The sequence below is a fragment of the Streptomyces sp. NPDC056883 genome, assembly GCF_042788835.1.
GTDB lineage: Bacteria > Actinomycetota > Actinomycetes > Streptomycetales > Streptomycetaceae > Streptomyces > Streptomyces stoeckheimensis.
Genome location: NZ_JBHUBS010000005.1, coordinates 416,208 through 429,685 on the forward strand (window position 1 = coordinate 416,208; position 13,478 = coordinate 429,685).

Consider the following 13,478-nt stretch of genomic DNA (forward strand, 5'->3'; position numbering starts at 1 on the left):
TCATACAAACGGACAATTCGGCGAAGCGTAAGGACGACACGGACACGTCAGGCAACTTGTATGAAATAAGGGCGAGTCTTGACCAAGCCCAGGTGATCCGGGCCCGGCCCCGACAGGGGGCCGGGCCCGGCAGGGGCCTACGCCCCGAACGCCTTGGACTTGCCCTTCACCGGCTTCGCCCCCGCGAGGAGGTGCGACGGGACCAGGTCCCGGGCCGGCTCGCTGTAACCCACCGACACCAGCGCGTCGCCCTGGTACGTGAACGAGGTCAGCGAAGCCAGCGTGCACTGGCGGCGGCGCGGGTCGTGCCACAGCCGCCGCTTCTCCGCGAAGCTCCGTACGATCCAGATCGGCAGCTGGTGGCTGACCGCCACCGCCTCGTGGCCGCGGGCCGCGTCACGGGCCGTCTCGATCGCGCTCATCATCCGCACGACCTGCTCGACGTACGGCTCGCCCCAGGACGGCTTGAACGGGTTCGTCAGGTGCTTCCAGTTCGCGGGCCTGCGCAGCGCGCCGTCGCCGACCCCGAAGGTCTTGCCCTCGAAGACGTTGCCGGCCTCCAGGAGGCGGGCATCGGTCGCCAGGTCCAGCCCGTGCGACTTGGCGATCGGCGCAGCCGTCTCCTGGGCCCGCTCCAGCGGGGAGGCCACGACGTAGGTCACGTCCCGGTTCTCCAGGTGCTCCGCGACCCGGTCCGCCATCTTGCGGCCCAGCTCGGAGAGGTGGTAGCCGGCGCGGCGGCCGTAGAGGACCCCGTCCGGGTTGTGCACCTCACCGTGGCGGACCACGTGGACGACGGTGATCTCGTTGCCGGCGGCTGCGGCGCTCATGCGGTGGCCTCCGCGGCGGCCCGGGCGGCGGCCGGCAGGGCGGCCGCGATGCGCTCGATCGCCTTGTCGTCGTGGGAGGTGGACACGAACCACGACTCGAACGCGGAGGGCGGCAGGTAGACGCCCTGCGCCAGCATCGAGTGGAAGAAGCCGTTGAAGCGGAAGGCCTCCTGCTTCTTCGCGTCGTCGTAGTTCCTGACCTCGTCCTCCGTGAAGAACACGGAGAACATGTTGGAGGCGGTCTGCAGCCGGTGCGCGACGCCCTCCTTGGTGAGCGCCTCGGTGACCAGCCCCTGGATCTGGAGCGACACGGCGTCGACCTTCTCGTACGCCGCCTCGTCCAGCAGCCGCAGCTGCGCCAGACCGGCGGCCGTCGCGATCGGGTTACCGGAGAGCGTGCCCGCCTGGTAGACGGGACCGGCGGGGGCGAGGTGCCCCATCACGTCGGCCCGGCCGCCGAAGGCCGCCGCCGGGAAGCCGCCGCCCATGACCTTGCCGAAGGTCATCAGGTCGGGCTTGACCCCGTCCACGCCGTACCAGCCGGCGCGCGAGGTACGGAAACCCGTCATGACCTCGTCGGAGATGTACAGGGCGCCGTTCGCCCGGCACAGGTCGGCGAGCCCCTGGTTGAAGCCCTCCCCCGGGGTCACGACGCCCATGTTGCCGGGCGCGGCCTCGGTGATCACGCAGGCGATCTCGCCGGGGTGCGCGGCGAAGGCCGCCCGGACCGCTTCGAGGTCGTTGTAGGGGAGCACGATCGTGTCCCCGGCCTGCGCGCCCGTCACCCCGGGGGTGTCCGGCAGCGCGAAGGTCGCGAGCCCGGAGCCCGCGGCGGCCAGCAGCGAGTCCACGTGACCGTGGTAGCAGCCGGCGAACTTCACGATCTTGGCGCGGCCGGTGAACCCGCGGGCGAGGCGGATCGCGGACATGGTCGCCTCGGTCCCGGAGGACACCAGGCGGACCTGCTCCACGGGTGCGATGCGCGCGACGATCTCCTCGGCGAGCGCGACCTCCCCCTCACCGGGGGTACCGAAGGAGGTGCCGCGGACGACGGCGGCCTGGATGGCCTCCACCACGGCCGGGTGGGCGTGGCCGAGGATCATCGGCCCCCACGAGCAGACGAGGTCGACGTACTCGCGCCCGTCGGCATCGGTCAGGTACGGACCGGTACCGGACACCATGAACCTGGGCGTTCCGCCCACGGCGCGGAAGGCGCGCACGGGGGAGTTCACGCCGCCAGGCGTCACGAGGGACGCGCGGTCAAAGAGAGTCTGCGAGACTTTGGCTTCATACGGGTACGGGTAGCTCACACCAGCCATGGTCTCAGAGGCCGCGACTGACTTGCGGACGGGCGTTTCACCGCGCCGCCCCGGGGGAGGTCACTGCCATGATGATCAGGCTGCGTGGCGGGGGTCACGGGGCCGGGGCAGGCAAGACCAGTCGGGTGGAGATATGCAACGCGGTGGTGGACCGGGCGAGGGCACGGACGGCCTGGACCCGCAGCGCGCCCGCGAACGGCGCCGCGGCAAGCACCGCCGTCGCGCCACGGACGCGGCAGAACCCGTACCGGGCCCCACGAAGGACCCCGACGGCCTCCCCAGGGGCCGCGGCATGGGCGTGACGTACAAGTACTTCGGCGCCCCCGACGGGGCCACCGCCGCACGCGTCCCGCAGACGATGCGGCCGGAGGAGCTGGGCGGCGACGAGCTCGGCATGGGCGGCATGTTCACCAAGATCAAGCCGGAGACCGTCGCGGCGATGGTCCTGACCGGCATCGAGGGCATACCCCTGCACAAGGTGCCCCCGCTGGAACTGGTCGTCCTCCACCCCGACTACGCCGTCGTGAAACTCCCGATGACCGTCGTCGACCCGCTGCGCGGCATCGGCGAGGAGTCGGTCGGCGCCGCCGCCTTCATCTGGTCCACGGTCCCCGACCGCGGCGGCCCCCGCGACGCCTTCAACGTCTACCAGCTGCTCCACGAGTGGCAGGATTTCAGCCATCGCCTCCACGAAGCGGGGCACCAGCCGTACTGCCTGGTCTGGCCGTAGGCCTCCCGGCCGCGGAACCGGGGCGGGCCGGGGCGTGGCTCCGGCCGTGGCACCCGGTGCGGCCCTGGCCCTGTTCTCCGCCTGCGGCCCCGGCTGTGGCACCGGGGGTGGCCCCGGCCTTGGGGCGGGCCGTCGGGGCGGCGGCTCAGGCCGTCAGGACGATGCGGCCGCGCGTGCCCGGGTCCGCGAGGTGGGCGTGGGCCTTGGGGGCCTCCGCCAGCGGGAAGGTGCGCGCCACCCTGAGCGCCAGCTCCCCCGCGTCGACCAGCGTCACCAGACGGGCCAGATGGGCGCCGTCCGCCGCCACCTCCTGCTCCACCACGCGGACGCCCCGCTCCGCCGCCGGGGCCGCGCCGGGGATCAGGCCGACGTAGGCGCCGCCGTCCCGGACGAAGGCCAGGGCCGGCCCGCCGAGGACCGCCGTGTCCACGACCCCGTCCACGGCCGCGGCCGGAGCCCCGCCGCGCGGGACGAAGCGGGTCGCGCCCAGGGACCGTACGAGCTCCTCGTCATCGGCTCCCGCCAGGGCCGTCACCACGTACCCGGCCCGCGCCGCCAGCTGGACCGCGAGCCCGCCGACCGCCCCCGCCGCGCCCGTGACCAGGACCGAAGCCCCCGGGGCCAGTTCCAGCTGGCCCACCGCACGGGCGGCGGTCAGGCCGCTCAGCGGCAGCGCCGCCGCCGTCACGTCGTCCACGCTCGCGGGGGCCGGCGCCAGCGCCGATGCGTCGAGCACCACGTACTCGGCGTGCGTACCGAGCGGCTTGACCGTCCCGTAGTGCAGGCCGACCACCCGGTCGGCGACCGCCCAGCCGCTCACCTCCGCACCGAGCTCCTCGATCTCCCCCGCCACGTCCCACCCGAAGCCCAGCCGCTGCCCCTCGCCGCCGAAGACACCGGCCCGTACCGCGCCGTCGACCGGGTTCAGGCCGGCCGCCCGGACCCGTACGCGGACCTGCCCGGCGCCCGGCCGCGGGATCGGAACCCGTACGACCTCGACCCGCTCGGGTCCGCCGAAGCCCTCGACCACTGCCGCCGCCATCGTCGTCTGGTTGGTGCTGGTGCTGCTCATCGTCATCGCCTCTTCCGCAGGCTCGCTCTCTCGTTCCGGTGTTTCCGGTGAGAACTAACCTAGGGAGAGTTACTCTCGAATCGTAAGTACGTACCTCGGAGTGCGTACCCGACCCGGAAGTGGGGCACCCATGGCCACCCGTACCGCCGAGGCCCGCCGCGAAGAGGCCCGCACCGCCTACGACGCCTTCCTCAAGGAGTGCCCCACCAGCCAGCTCCTGGCCCGCATCAGCGACAAGTGGGTCGGCCTCATCGTCAGCGCGCTCGGCCAGGCCGAGGACCGGACCATGCGCTACAGCGAGCTCGGCCGCAAGATCCCCGGCGTCAGCCAGAAGATGCTGACCCAGACCCTGCGCTCCCTGGAGCGCGACGGCCTGGTCGCCCGCACCGTCACTCCCACCGTCCCCGTCCGCGTCGACTACCGGCTCACCGAACTCGGCGGCAACCTCGGCTGCCTGCTCAGCTCCGTGAAGCAGTGGGCCGAGAACCACTTCGACGAGGTCAACGCCCACCGCGAACGGCACGACGCGGCGGCCGTGAGCGCGGACACGGGCGCGGACGCGGCCGCGTAAATCCGCCGCCGCACCCCGCCCCTCGATGGCATATTGGGCCCCGTGAACGGACCCGGCATTCAGCTCACCCTCGCCCCCGAACTGCACGTGTTCGCCGCGCCCGCGCGCCGCGGCACCCGCGTGCCGACGACCACCGACGGCGTCTCCAGCCTCGGCCACGTCGTCGAATCGGCCGGCGTCCCGCTCACCGAGGTCGGCCGGATCCTCGTCGACGGCGCCGAGACGCCGCTCGCCCACGTGCCCCGGGCCGGCGAGTCCGTGGAAGTCTTCGGCGTCGACCGCCCCCAGCAGCTCCCCGGCGTCCCCGGAGCCATCCCGCTGCGCTTCCTCCTCGACGTCCACCTCGGCACCCTCGCCCGCCGCCTGCGGCTGCTGGGCGTGGACGCCGCGTACGAGAACGAGGACATCGGCGACCCCGCCCTGGCCACCCGCTCCGCCGCAGAGCAGCGCGTCCTGCTCTCCCGCGACCGCGGACTGCTGCGCCGCCGCGAGCTGTTCGCCGGCGCGTACGTCTACAGCGACAACCCCGACGAGCAGGTCCGCGACATCCTGGGCCGGTTCGCCCCGGCCCTCGCCCCGTGGACCCGCTGCACCGCGTGCAACGGGACCCTGCGCGAGGCCGACAAGAACAGCGTCGGCGACCGGCTGGAGAGCGGCACGCAGCGCTCGTACGAGGTCTTCGCCCAGTGCGCCGACTGCGAGCGCGTCTACTGGCGCGGCGCCCACCACGCCCGGCTGGAGCGGATCGTCGACGAGGCCGTCGCCGAGTTCGGCGGCGTGGGCACGCCGTAACGGGCGCACGCGCCGGACGGCAGACGGCTCGGACGGCAGACGGGGCCGCTCCCGCGGACGGAGCCGACCACGGACGGGCCGGACCTTGCACGGGCCGGACCACGGACGGGCCGGACCTTGCCCGGGCCCGGCCACAGCCGGTCGGCTCAGAACGCGTACGTGTCCCCCGTGTCCAGCGCCAGCACCACGTGCTCGTTGTTGGCGTGGTTCCGGTCGGTCGCCCCGCCGTTCCACCACGTGTCGACCCGCACCACCACCTCCGCAGCCGGCTCCTTCAGCCGCAGCACCAGCCCGATGTGCCGCCCCCGCCCGTGCAGCGGCAGCTCCCCCGTCTCGCACACCACCTCGCGCAGCCCGGCCCGCGCACAGCCCTCCGCCAGTTCCTGCCGGTCCGCGAGGTCGGCCGACAGGCGCAGCCGTACGGTCGCGTTCGGCAGGGCGGACGGCCCCTCGTTCTCCGGGACCAGCAGGATCCGCAGCCGGGCCCCATCCAGGGCGACCCGCCCGTGATAGGCCACGTCGGCCTCCGGCCCGGCCCCGGCGCGGGCGTTCCCCACGCCGCTCCCCAGCCCTCCGAGCAGCACCAGCAGCCCGGCCATCACCACACTCCGTACGGCACCTCGGCGCACCGCGACCACCTCCTCGCGCGGACGGTAGCCCTCCCACCCACCCGATGGTCGGACCATCACACGAACGAGGGCGAGCCCTCCCTCGCCGCTCGCTCGCCCGCCCACTTCTCCGCCCGCTCTCCCGCCCGCTCCGCATAGGGTTCCGGCCATGCTCATCGCCCGTTCCGCCGCCCTCTTCGCCCTCGCCGCGCTCCTGGAGATCGGCGGCGCCTGGCTCGTCTGGCAAGGCGTCCGCGAGCACAGGGGCTGGGCCTGGATCGGCGTCGGAGTCATCGCCCTCGGCCTCTACGGGTTCGTCGCCACCCTCCAGCCCACGGGCGACTTCGCCCGCGTCCTCGCCGCCTACGGCGGGGTCTTCGTCGCCGGGTCCCTCCTCTGGGGCGTGGTGGCCGACGGCTACCGGCCCGACCGGTGGGACATCGCGGGCGCCCTGATCTGCCTCGCCGGCATGGCGGTGATCATGTACGCCCCGCGCGGCCGGTGACCTGCGCGGCGACCCGCCTATGCTGGCCAGTACTCACCCGTACGAACGCACGAGGAGCCAGCATGAGCACGGCCACCCGAACCGCCGTAGTCACCGGCGCGAGCAGCGGCATCGGCGCGGCCACCGCCCGGCAGCTCGCCGCGGCCGGCTACCACGTCGTCCTCACCGCCCGCCGCAAGGACCGCATCGAGGCCCTCGCCGCCGAGATCACGGCCGCCGGCCACTCCGCGGCCGCCCACGCCCTCGACGTCACCGACCGCGCCGCCGTCGACGCCCTCGCCGCCTCGCTCGAACGCTGCGACGTGCTCGTCAACAACGCCGGCGGCGCCATCGGAGCCGACCCCGTCGCCACCGGCGACCCCGCCGACTGGCGCACGATGTACGAGGTCAACGTCATCGGCACGCTCCACGTCACCCAGGCCCTGCTCCCGGCCCTGACCGCCTCGGGCGACGGCACGGTGGTCGTCCTCTCCTCCACCGCCGGCCACGCCACCTACGAGGGCGGCGCCGGCTACGTCGCCGCCAAGAACGGCGCCCGCGTCCTCGCCGAGACCCTCCGCCTGGAGATCGTCGGCCAGCCCGTCCGCGTCATCGAGATCGCCCCGGGCCTGGTCAAGACCGAGGAGTTCGCCAAGACCCGCTTCCGAGGCGACACGGAGCGGGCGGAGAAGGTCTACGCCGGCGTCGCCGAGCCCCTCTCCGCCGACGACGTGGCCGACACCATCACCTGGGCGGTGACCCGTCCCAGCCACGTCAACATCGACCTCCTGGTGGTCCGCCCCCGCGCCCAGGCCTCGAACACGAAGCTCCACCGCGAGCTGTAGACCTGCGCGCCGGGCGCTACTTCACCAGCCCGGCACTCTTCAGGTGCGGCATCAAGGCCGCCGGCTTCAGCCCGGCGGCCTTCGCCGCGTCCAGGGCCCGCTTCAGGTCCGCGCCGAGCGTCGGCGTGAAGTGCAGCAGCACGATGTCGCCGGCGTTCAGCTGCGGCGTGGCCGGCGTCTCGCCCCACGTCGTGAAGTCGTGCGTCCATGTGATCAGCGCCTTGACCCCGCACGCCTTCGCGGCCAGCCGCACGTCGTCGTTGACGGCCCCGTACGGCGGCCGCAGCAGCTTCGGCTCCCGCCCGAAGGCCGCGGCGAGCTGCTCCCCGGCCCCGCACACCTCGGCGTCCTTGCCGGCGGCGTCGAGGGCGGTCAGATCGGGGTGATTGACGGTGTGGTTCTCCACGTTCACCGAGCGCCCCTGCTCGACCAGCCCGGTGAAGTACTGGGTGTCGTACGAGAACGCCCCCGGCAGCAGGAACAACGAAGCGGGCACCCGCTGCTCGACGAGCGTCTGCGCCACGGCCGCATCATGCGCCCACCCGTCGTCAATGGTGATGAACACGACCTTCTCACTGGTCGGCACGTGCGACACGACGGGCGGCAGCCCCACGGCCTTCGAGGCCGCGGCAGCGGCCGGAGCAGCCCCCTCGGCCCCGGCAGCCCCGGCGGCCTGAGCCCCGCCAACGGTGAGCGACAACGACGCGAACGCGGCAAGCACCGCACGAGATCTCCACATGCGGCACACCTTGGTCTAGACCAACTCGCTACGTCAATCCCCTAGCCGCGAGTTCCTTCCGCGGAAAGCAGCTGAGGAGCAAGGGAGTTGGAGGCAACAACGGCAGCCGGACCTTGCGGCGGGACCTCGAACACCACCGTCACCGCGTAACGCGACTTCACATCGGCCCAGTGCCGCCCCCCGCCACCCAGCATGTCGTCGATGGGGCTGCCCTTCTTGAACGTGAACCAGTTCGTCTCCGCCTTGTTCTCCTGATGACTCGTCTGCACGTACGTGCAGGTCACCAAGGACGCACCGTCCGCCAGCTTCACCACCGGCAGCTCCGCACCCGCGACCTCATACGCGAAACGGTGCCGAACCAACCCGTCCACCTGGTCGTCACGCTCGTTGAACACGCCGACCACCTCGCTCGTCAGCGGACCCGGCACGAAGTGCTCGCTCTCCCGCTCACCGCGCGGCGCCGTGAAGGTCATGTACTCCGCGTACCGCCCGCAGACCTTCCGATCCTCCCCTGCGGTCGCCGACAGCACCCCGCCGCCGGCCTCCGGCTCGGCCCTCGGCGCCGCGATCTCCTTATCCCTGACCTTGAGGCCCAGCTGCTCGTACGGACTCCGGTCCGGGGCGCCCGCCACGGCCGCATCGCCGTTCACCCAGGACACGGCAGCCGCCAGCCACGGCCCGCCGGCCTCGCCCTGAGTGAAGTAGTGCACGGCGGTGGCGCGATCACGGGGTCCGCCGTCCCGCTTGCTGAAGACGGCGAACGAACGGGGGTACCCCGGCTGCTCCCCCTCCATCGGAATGACGAAGACGGGCCGGGTGAAGGTGTCACTGCCCCTGCCGTAGTCGGCCTGCGCGACCGAGCGCGCGTAGCGAGCCTTGCTCTCCTCCAGCAAAGCGCCCGTCTCCAAGGTGGCGATCCTGACGGCGTCGGCCTTCCCTTCGGCAACCGAGTGGGAGAACGCATACTCGTTGAACACCTTCTCGGCATCTCCCTTGCCGATCACCCGCGGCGCCACGGGAACAGCCACGACGGACGGCGCCACCTCCGCCGCCTTCGCATCACCGCCCCCCTTCGCGGGCGAGCACCCGGCGACCCCCGCCATCAAGGCCACGACGACCCCCAGGCCGACACCCCGCCCCCACCGCCTACCGGCAACGCCATGCACCACGACAGATCCCCCAGCCCTCACCACAAAATTCCGCTGATCACATCACACCCGCGAACACGTAGGCCGACCACACCCTCCGCGAACTGGCATGTGACACCCCACCACGCGTTCGAGTGAAGGCGCCTCAAGAGCCCCCAGACAGGCCGAATCCATCCCTAGGTTCGACCACAACAGAAACGGCCCCCGCCCGGGATGGCAGTCCCGGCCGAGGGCCTCACCGACAAGGGACAAGGACTCCCTCATGGCTGACCAGGACCCTAGCGCGCCTGCGCGCTTCATGGACCTCCAAGACCCCCGCTACGCCTACATGTTCGGCTTCCTCCAAGCCGACGGACACCTGTCCCAGCAGAGCCGACAGCGCGGCCGCCTCACGGTGGAACTGAACGTGCGCGACATCGCGCTGCTGCACGAGTTCCAGCAGCTCACCCCGTACAACAGCTCCGTGACGGAGCGCACCCGATCCACCAACTTCGCCGCCTCCTCGCACAGCGCGATCTGGTCGACCTACTCCCAGGAGGCACGCACCATCGTCAACGAGCTCGGAATTCCATACGGCCGCAAGTCCAGGACCATCACACCGCCCCGCGTCGATTTCTCCCGCCCGGACTACGTACGCGGCGTGATCGACGCAGACGGATCGGTCGGCTACACGAGCCAGGGCTTGCCCTTCGTCTCGCTGACGACCGCGAGTACGGCCATCGGCGCTTACCTCTGCCACTACGCCAAGAAAATCACCGGAGCAGAGCGCACCATCAAGCGGAACACCCGCGACGGCATCTACAACATCATCTACACCAACGAAACGGCCGTTGGACTGGCCTCACACCTGTACTACGACGGCTGCTTGTCATTGGACCGCAAGAGGACGTCCGCAGAGTCCTTGAAGGAGTGGACCCGACCGACAGGCATGGCCAGGGTCACCCCGCGCCGCCGCTGGACCCTGGCCGAGGACTTGAAACTGCTCGAACTCGGCGAAGCCGCTGCCGGTGCCATCGAACTGGGCCGCACCGAAGGGGGTTGCAGGCAGCGCCTCACCCGGTTGCGCACAAGTGGCGGACCTTGGCTCCAGAGCTGACGCGCCCAGCCCGGAAGGCCGGAGCCCATAGGGTTCCGGCCTTCCGGCGTTCCACTGGCCTCGGCTCAGCCCTTCACGCAGATGACGGCCTTGAGCTTGGCCACGACCTCGACCAGGTCAGTCTGCTGGTCGATGACCTGCTCGATCGACTTGTACGCGCCCGGGATCTCGTCCACGATGCCCGAGTCCTTGCGGCACTCCACGCCCTTGGTCTGCTCCGCGAGGTCGCGCACCGAGAACTTCCTCTTCGCCGCCGTCCGGCTCATCTTCCGGCCCGCGCCGTGCGAGGCCGAGTTGAAGGACTTCTCGTTGCCGAGGCCCTTCACGATGTACGAGCCCGTGCCCATGGAGCCCGGGATGATCCCGTAGTCACCGCTGCCGGCGCGGATCGCGCCCTTCCGCGTGACCAGCAGGTCCATGCCGTCGTACCGCTCCTCCGCCACGTAGTTGTGGTGGCAGCTGATCTCCTGCTCGAAGGAGACCTTGGCTTTGCGGAACTGCTTGCGGACTACCTCCTTGAGCAGGCTCATCATCACGGCGCGGTTGAACTTCGCGTACTCCTGCGCCCAGAAGAGGTCGTTGCGGTAGTCCTGCATCTCCGGGGTCACCGCGAGGAAGACCGCGAGATCACGGTCGATCAGGCCCTGGTTGTGCGCGAGCCCTCTGGCCACGTTGATGTGGAAATCCGCCAGCTCGTTGCCGATGTTCCTGGACCCCGAGTGCAGCATGAGCCAAACCGCCCCGGACATGTCAGTTGAAACTTCAATGAAATGATTCCCGGTTCCGAGTGTCCCCATTTGACGCAAAGCCCGCTCCCGCCGGAACTTCACCGCGTCCGCGACATAGTCGAACCGCTCCCACAGATCCCCGAACCCCCGGTCCGAGAACCCATACAGCCGCCCCGGATCCACCGCCTCCCGGTGCATCCCCGCCCCCACCGGGATCGCCTTCTCGATCTGCGAGCGCAGGCCCGACAGGTCGCCCGGGAGGTCGTTCGCGGTCAGGGAGGTCTTCACCGCCGACATGCCGCAGCCGATGTCCACGCCCACCGCCGCCGGGCAGACCGCGTCCTTCATGGCGATGACCGAGCCGACCGTGGCGCCCTTGCCGTAGTGGACGTCCGGCATGACGGCGAGGCCCTTGATCCAGGGAAGTCCGGCGGTGTTCTGGAGCTGGCGCATCGCGCTGTCCTCGACCGACGCCGGGTCGGTCCACATCCGGATGGGGACCTTCGCCCCGGGCACTTCTACGTATGACATTTCACCCTCAACACCCCGTCAACACCACAAAAGTCTCAAAACGCAAAAGCCTCGCTCATGGCCTCAAATACGACATGAGACCGGCGCCGGCACCAGCGTGTGCGATAGACATTGTGTCCATCCGCGCCCCAGCCGCGGCAATGCATTTTCCCGAAGGGAGCCGGTGGAACGTGCAGCGCAAGACGGTGCGGGTACGACGAGTACGCCGAGTACGTGGAGTCCTGCCAGCCATCGCGATGCTCACCGCCCTCGCGGCCGGCCTCACCGCCTGCACCGACGGTGACGGATCCGGAACCACCATCGACGCGAAGGCCGGTGCCAACGCCGGTACGGGCGCCCAGCCCGGCAAGTACCGCAGCCTGCCCATGCCCTGCAAGGCCGCCGACGCCAAGAAGGTCAAGGCGATGCTCCCGGCCCCCGACGCCCTCGCCCCCGAGGCCCGCGACGCGCTCTACGCCGGGGTCGCGGACGCCTCGTACGACGCCGACCGGCGCGTCGGCTGCCGCTGGACCGCGCAGACGCCGACCGAGACCCGGCTGCTGTCGGTGGGCTTCGAGCGCGTGGTCTCGTACGACCGGGCCACCACGAGCGACGACGACAAGGCGCGGCAGGTCTACGGCCGCCAGCTCACCGCCGCCAACCTGCCCGCCCCGGCGCCGTCGGCGAGCCCGAGCCCGAACCCGACGCCGTCCGGGTCCGGCACGCCCGCACCCGGCGCACCCACGCCCGGGGCACCGACACCGAGCACCGGCGCGAGCGGCAGCCCCTCCCCCGCGCCCGAGCTCGGCTCCCGCGTGCTCGAAGGGCTCGGCAACGAGGCCTTCCTCGACGACAAGCTCGCCGCCGCCGGCGCCAGCGCCGCCCAGGCGCGCACCGTCCGCATTGTGTTCCGTACCTCGAATGTCATCGTCACCGTCGAGTACAGCGTCCAGCCCGCACTGCCCGGCACGGTCCCGCCGAGCGGTGAAACCCAGGACAGGGCACGGCAGTTGGCGCAGGCCCTCGTGGAGCGGTTCAACGAATAGCCGGTCCCGCCCGAAGGGGGCGTACGGGCCCTTCGTGACGGCGCGCACAGCAGCCGGGCGCCGGGTCGGGCTACCGTTGCTCGGGTTCCGCGCCCGTCAGAGGGACCGAACGAGCCCGCACGAAGACCCACAACGTCTGAAGGAATCATGCACCGATCAGCCTCGCGCCTCACCCGCGTCCTCGCCTGCGCAGCCGTCCCGGTGATCCTCACGGTCGCCGGCTGCTCGTCCGACTCGGGCAAGAAGTCGGGCACCGACAGCGGCAAGAAGTCCGATGCGTCCTCGTCCTCCCAGCCGAGCTCCAAGCCCTCCAAGGAGGCGCTGGAGAAGGCCGTGTACGCGGCGCTGCCGGAGCCGTGCAAGGCGGTCGGTGCGAAGACCATCGAGACGATCGTCCCCAAGGCGAAGGACGCCAACGGCACGGCCGCCAAGTCCAACGACCTCGCCAGCCGGGCCACCTGCACCTGGAACGGCCTGGACGAGGCCGGTCTGAAGGGCTCGCAGTACCGCTGGCTGTCGATCTCCCTGGTCCGTTACGACTCCCTCGCCTCGGTCGGCACCGGCAGCAAGCGCGCCGAGGACGAGTACGCCAAGCAGGTCGAGAAGGCGAAGGCCGTCGAGGGCGCGGAGAACGTGAAGCCGGAGGAGGCGGGCGGCATCGGCGACCAGGCCACCTCCGTCACCTTCACCACCAAGAAGGACGGCGACTTCTTCAACACCTCGGTCATCGCCCGTACGCACAACGTCGTCATCACCCTCGACTACAACGGCACGGCCTACGAGGGTGCGACCGCTCCCGACCAGGCCAAGCTGCTCCAGGACGCCATCGCGGCGACGAAGGAGACCGTGGCCTCGGTCGCGGCCGCCAACGAGGCGAAGCAGCCGGAGCAGTCGGCCCAGCCCGAGCAGCAGCCCTCGCCTTCGAACTCCTAGGACCTCGGGGCGCACCCGCCCCCGGCG

General features: G+C 71.2%; 15 protein-coding genes. 8 read left to right on the top strand and 7 right to left on the bottom strand.

The genetic code is table 11. The annotated features are described in order from the left end of the window. Positions 1-137: 137 nt before the first annotated feature. Both ACFRU2_RS16635 and hemL read right to left on the bottom strand, forming a co-directional pair. Positions 138-830 (bottom strand): histidine phosphatase family protein, encoded by a 693-nt coding sequence (locus ACFRU2_RS16635; protein WP_382972465.1) that lies wholly within the window; start codon positions 828-830, stop codon positions 138-140. After that, a complete protein-coding gene (gene hemL / locus ACFRU2_RS16640) occupies positions 827-2,149 on the bottom strand; it encodes a glutamate-1-semialdehyde 2,1-aminomutase (RefSeq protein WP_382972467.1) in 1,323 nt (440 codons plus the stop codon). Before hemL ends, ACFRU2_RS16635 begins: the two co-directional genes overlap by 4 nt. A gap of 292 nt (positions 2,150-2,441) precedes the next feature. Here hemL and ACFRU2_RS16645 point away from each other — a divergent pair, with 292 nt between their 5' ends. Beyond that, a complete protein-coding gene (locus ACFRU2_RS16645) occupies positions 2,442-2,879 on the top strand; it encodes a hypothetical protein (protein WP_215031868.1) in 438 nt (145 codons plus the stop codon). A 145-nt stretch (positions 2,880-3,024) separates the two neighbouring features. Here ACFRU2_RS16645 and ACFRU2_RS16650 read toward each other — a convergent pair whose 3' ends face one another. Then, positions 3,025-3,921, bottom strand: a complete 897-nt coding sequence (locus ACFRU2_RS16650) for an NADP-dependent oxidoreductase (protein WP_382972583.1) — start codon at positions 3,919-3,921, stop codon at positions 3,025-3,027. Between the two features lie 160 nt (positions 3,922-4,081). Here ACFRU2_RS16650 and ACFRU2_RS16655 point away from each other — a divergent pair, with 160 nt between their 5' ends. Both ACFRU2_RS16655 and ACFRU2_RS16660 read left to right on the top strand, forming a co-directional pair. Next, positions 4,082-4,522, top strand: coding sequence for a winged helix-turn-helix transcriptional regulator (locus ACFRU2_RS16655; protein ID WP_382972469.1), 441 nt, complete (start codon positions 4,082-4,084; stop codon positions 4,520-4,522). 42 nt (positions 4,523-4,564) lie between these two features. Next, entirely contained in the window at positions 4,565-5,314 is a 750-nt protein-coding gene (locus ACFRU2_RS16660) for a Mut7-C RNAse domain-containing protein (protein WP_382972471.1), read from the top strand. A gap of 146 nt (positions 5,315-5,460) precedes the next feature. Here the strand turns inward: ACFRU2_RS16660 and ACFRU2_RS16665 are convergent, their stop codons facing one another. Further along, on the bottom strand, positions 5,461-5,943 hold the full coding sequence (locus ACFRU2_RS16665; protein WP_382972473.1) for a hypothetical protein: 483 nt from the start codon (positions 5,941-5,943) through the stop codon (positions 5,461-5,463). A 148-nt stretch (positions 5,944-6,091) separates the two neighbouring features. On the opposite strand from ACFRU2_RS16665, the gene ACFRU2_RS16670 reads away from it, so the two are divergent. Both ACFRU2_RS16670 and ACFRU2_RS16675 read left to right on the top strand, forming a co-directional pair. Continuing rightward, the gene (locus ACFRU2_RS16670; protein ID WP_274548956.1) at positions 6,092-6,427 is read left to right on the top strand and encodes a YnfA family protein; all 336 of its coding nucleotides are present in this window, start codon (positions 6,092-6,094) and stop codon (positions 6,425-6,427) included. 62 nt (positions 6,428-6,489) lie between these two features. Continuing rightward, positions 6,490-7,251, top strand: coding sequence for an SDR family NAD(P)-dependent oxidoreductase (locus ACFRU2_RS16675; RefSeq protein WP_382972475.1), 762 nt, complete (start codon positions 6,490-6,492; stop codon positions 7,249-7,251). 16 nt (positions 7,252-7,267) lie between these two features. Here the strand turns inward: ACFRU2_RS16675 and ACFRU2_RS16680 are convergent, their stop codons facing one another. Together ACFRU2_RS16680 and ACFRU2_RS16685 are read right to left on the bottom strand one after the other, a co-directional pair. Next, entirely contained in the window at positions 7,268-7,990 is a 723-nt protein-coding gene (locus ACFRU2_RS16680) for a polysaccharide deacetylase family protein (protein ID WP_382972477.1), read from the bottom strand. A gap of 41 nt (positions 7,991-8,031) precedes the next feature. Beyond that, positions 8,032-9,102 carry a hypothetical protein gene (locus tag ACFRU2_RS16685; RefSeq protein ID WP_382972479.1) on the bottom strand — a complete coding sequence of 357 codons (1,071 nt, stop codon included), beginning with the start codon at positions 9,100-9,102 and terminating at the stop codon, positions 8,032-8,034. Between the two features lie 298 nt (positions 9,103-9,400). Here ACFRU2_RS16685 and ACFRU2_RS16690 point away from each other — a divergent pair, with 298 nt between their 5' ends. Beyond that, a complete protein-coding gene (locus tag ACFRU2_RS16690; RefSeq protein WP_382972480.1) occupies positions 9,401-10,234 on the top strand; it encodes a hypothetical protein in 834 nt (277 codons plus the stop codon). A gap of 65 nt (positions 10,235-10,299) precedes the next feature. On the opposite strand, the gene ACFRU2_RS16695 is transcribed toward ACFRU2_RS16690, so the two are convergent. Further along, positions 10,300-11,493, bottom strand: a complete 1,194-nt coding sequence (locus ACFRU2_RS16695; protein ID WP_382972482.1) for an RtcB family protein — start codon at positions 11,491-11,493, stop codon at positions 10,300-10,302. A 170-nt stretch (positions 11,494-11,663) separates the two neighbouring features. Between ACFRU2_RS16695 and ACFRU2_RS16700 the strand changes: the two genes are divergently transcribed. Next, positions 11,664-12,518 (top strand): DUF3558 domain-containing protein, encoded by an 855-nt coding sequence (locus ACFRU2_RS16700; protein WP_382972484.1) that lies wholly within the window; start codon positions 11,664-11,666, stop codon positions 12,516-12,518. 147 nt (positions 12,519-12,665) lie between these two features. After that, positions 12,666-13,451: a DUF3558 family protein gene (locus ACFRU2_RS16705; RefSeq protein ID WP_382972486.1), complete on the top strand. Its 786-nt coding sequence runs from the start codon at positions 12,666-12,668 to the stop codon at positions 13,449-13,451. Positions 13,452-13,478: the final 27 nt, after the last annotated feature.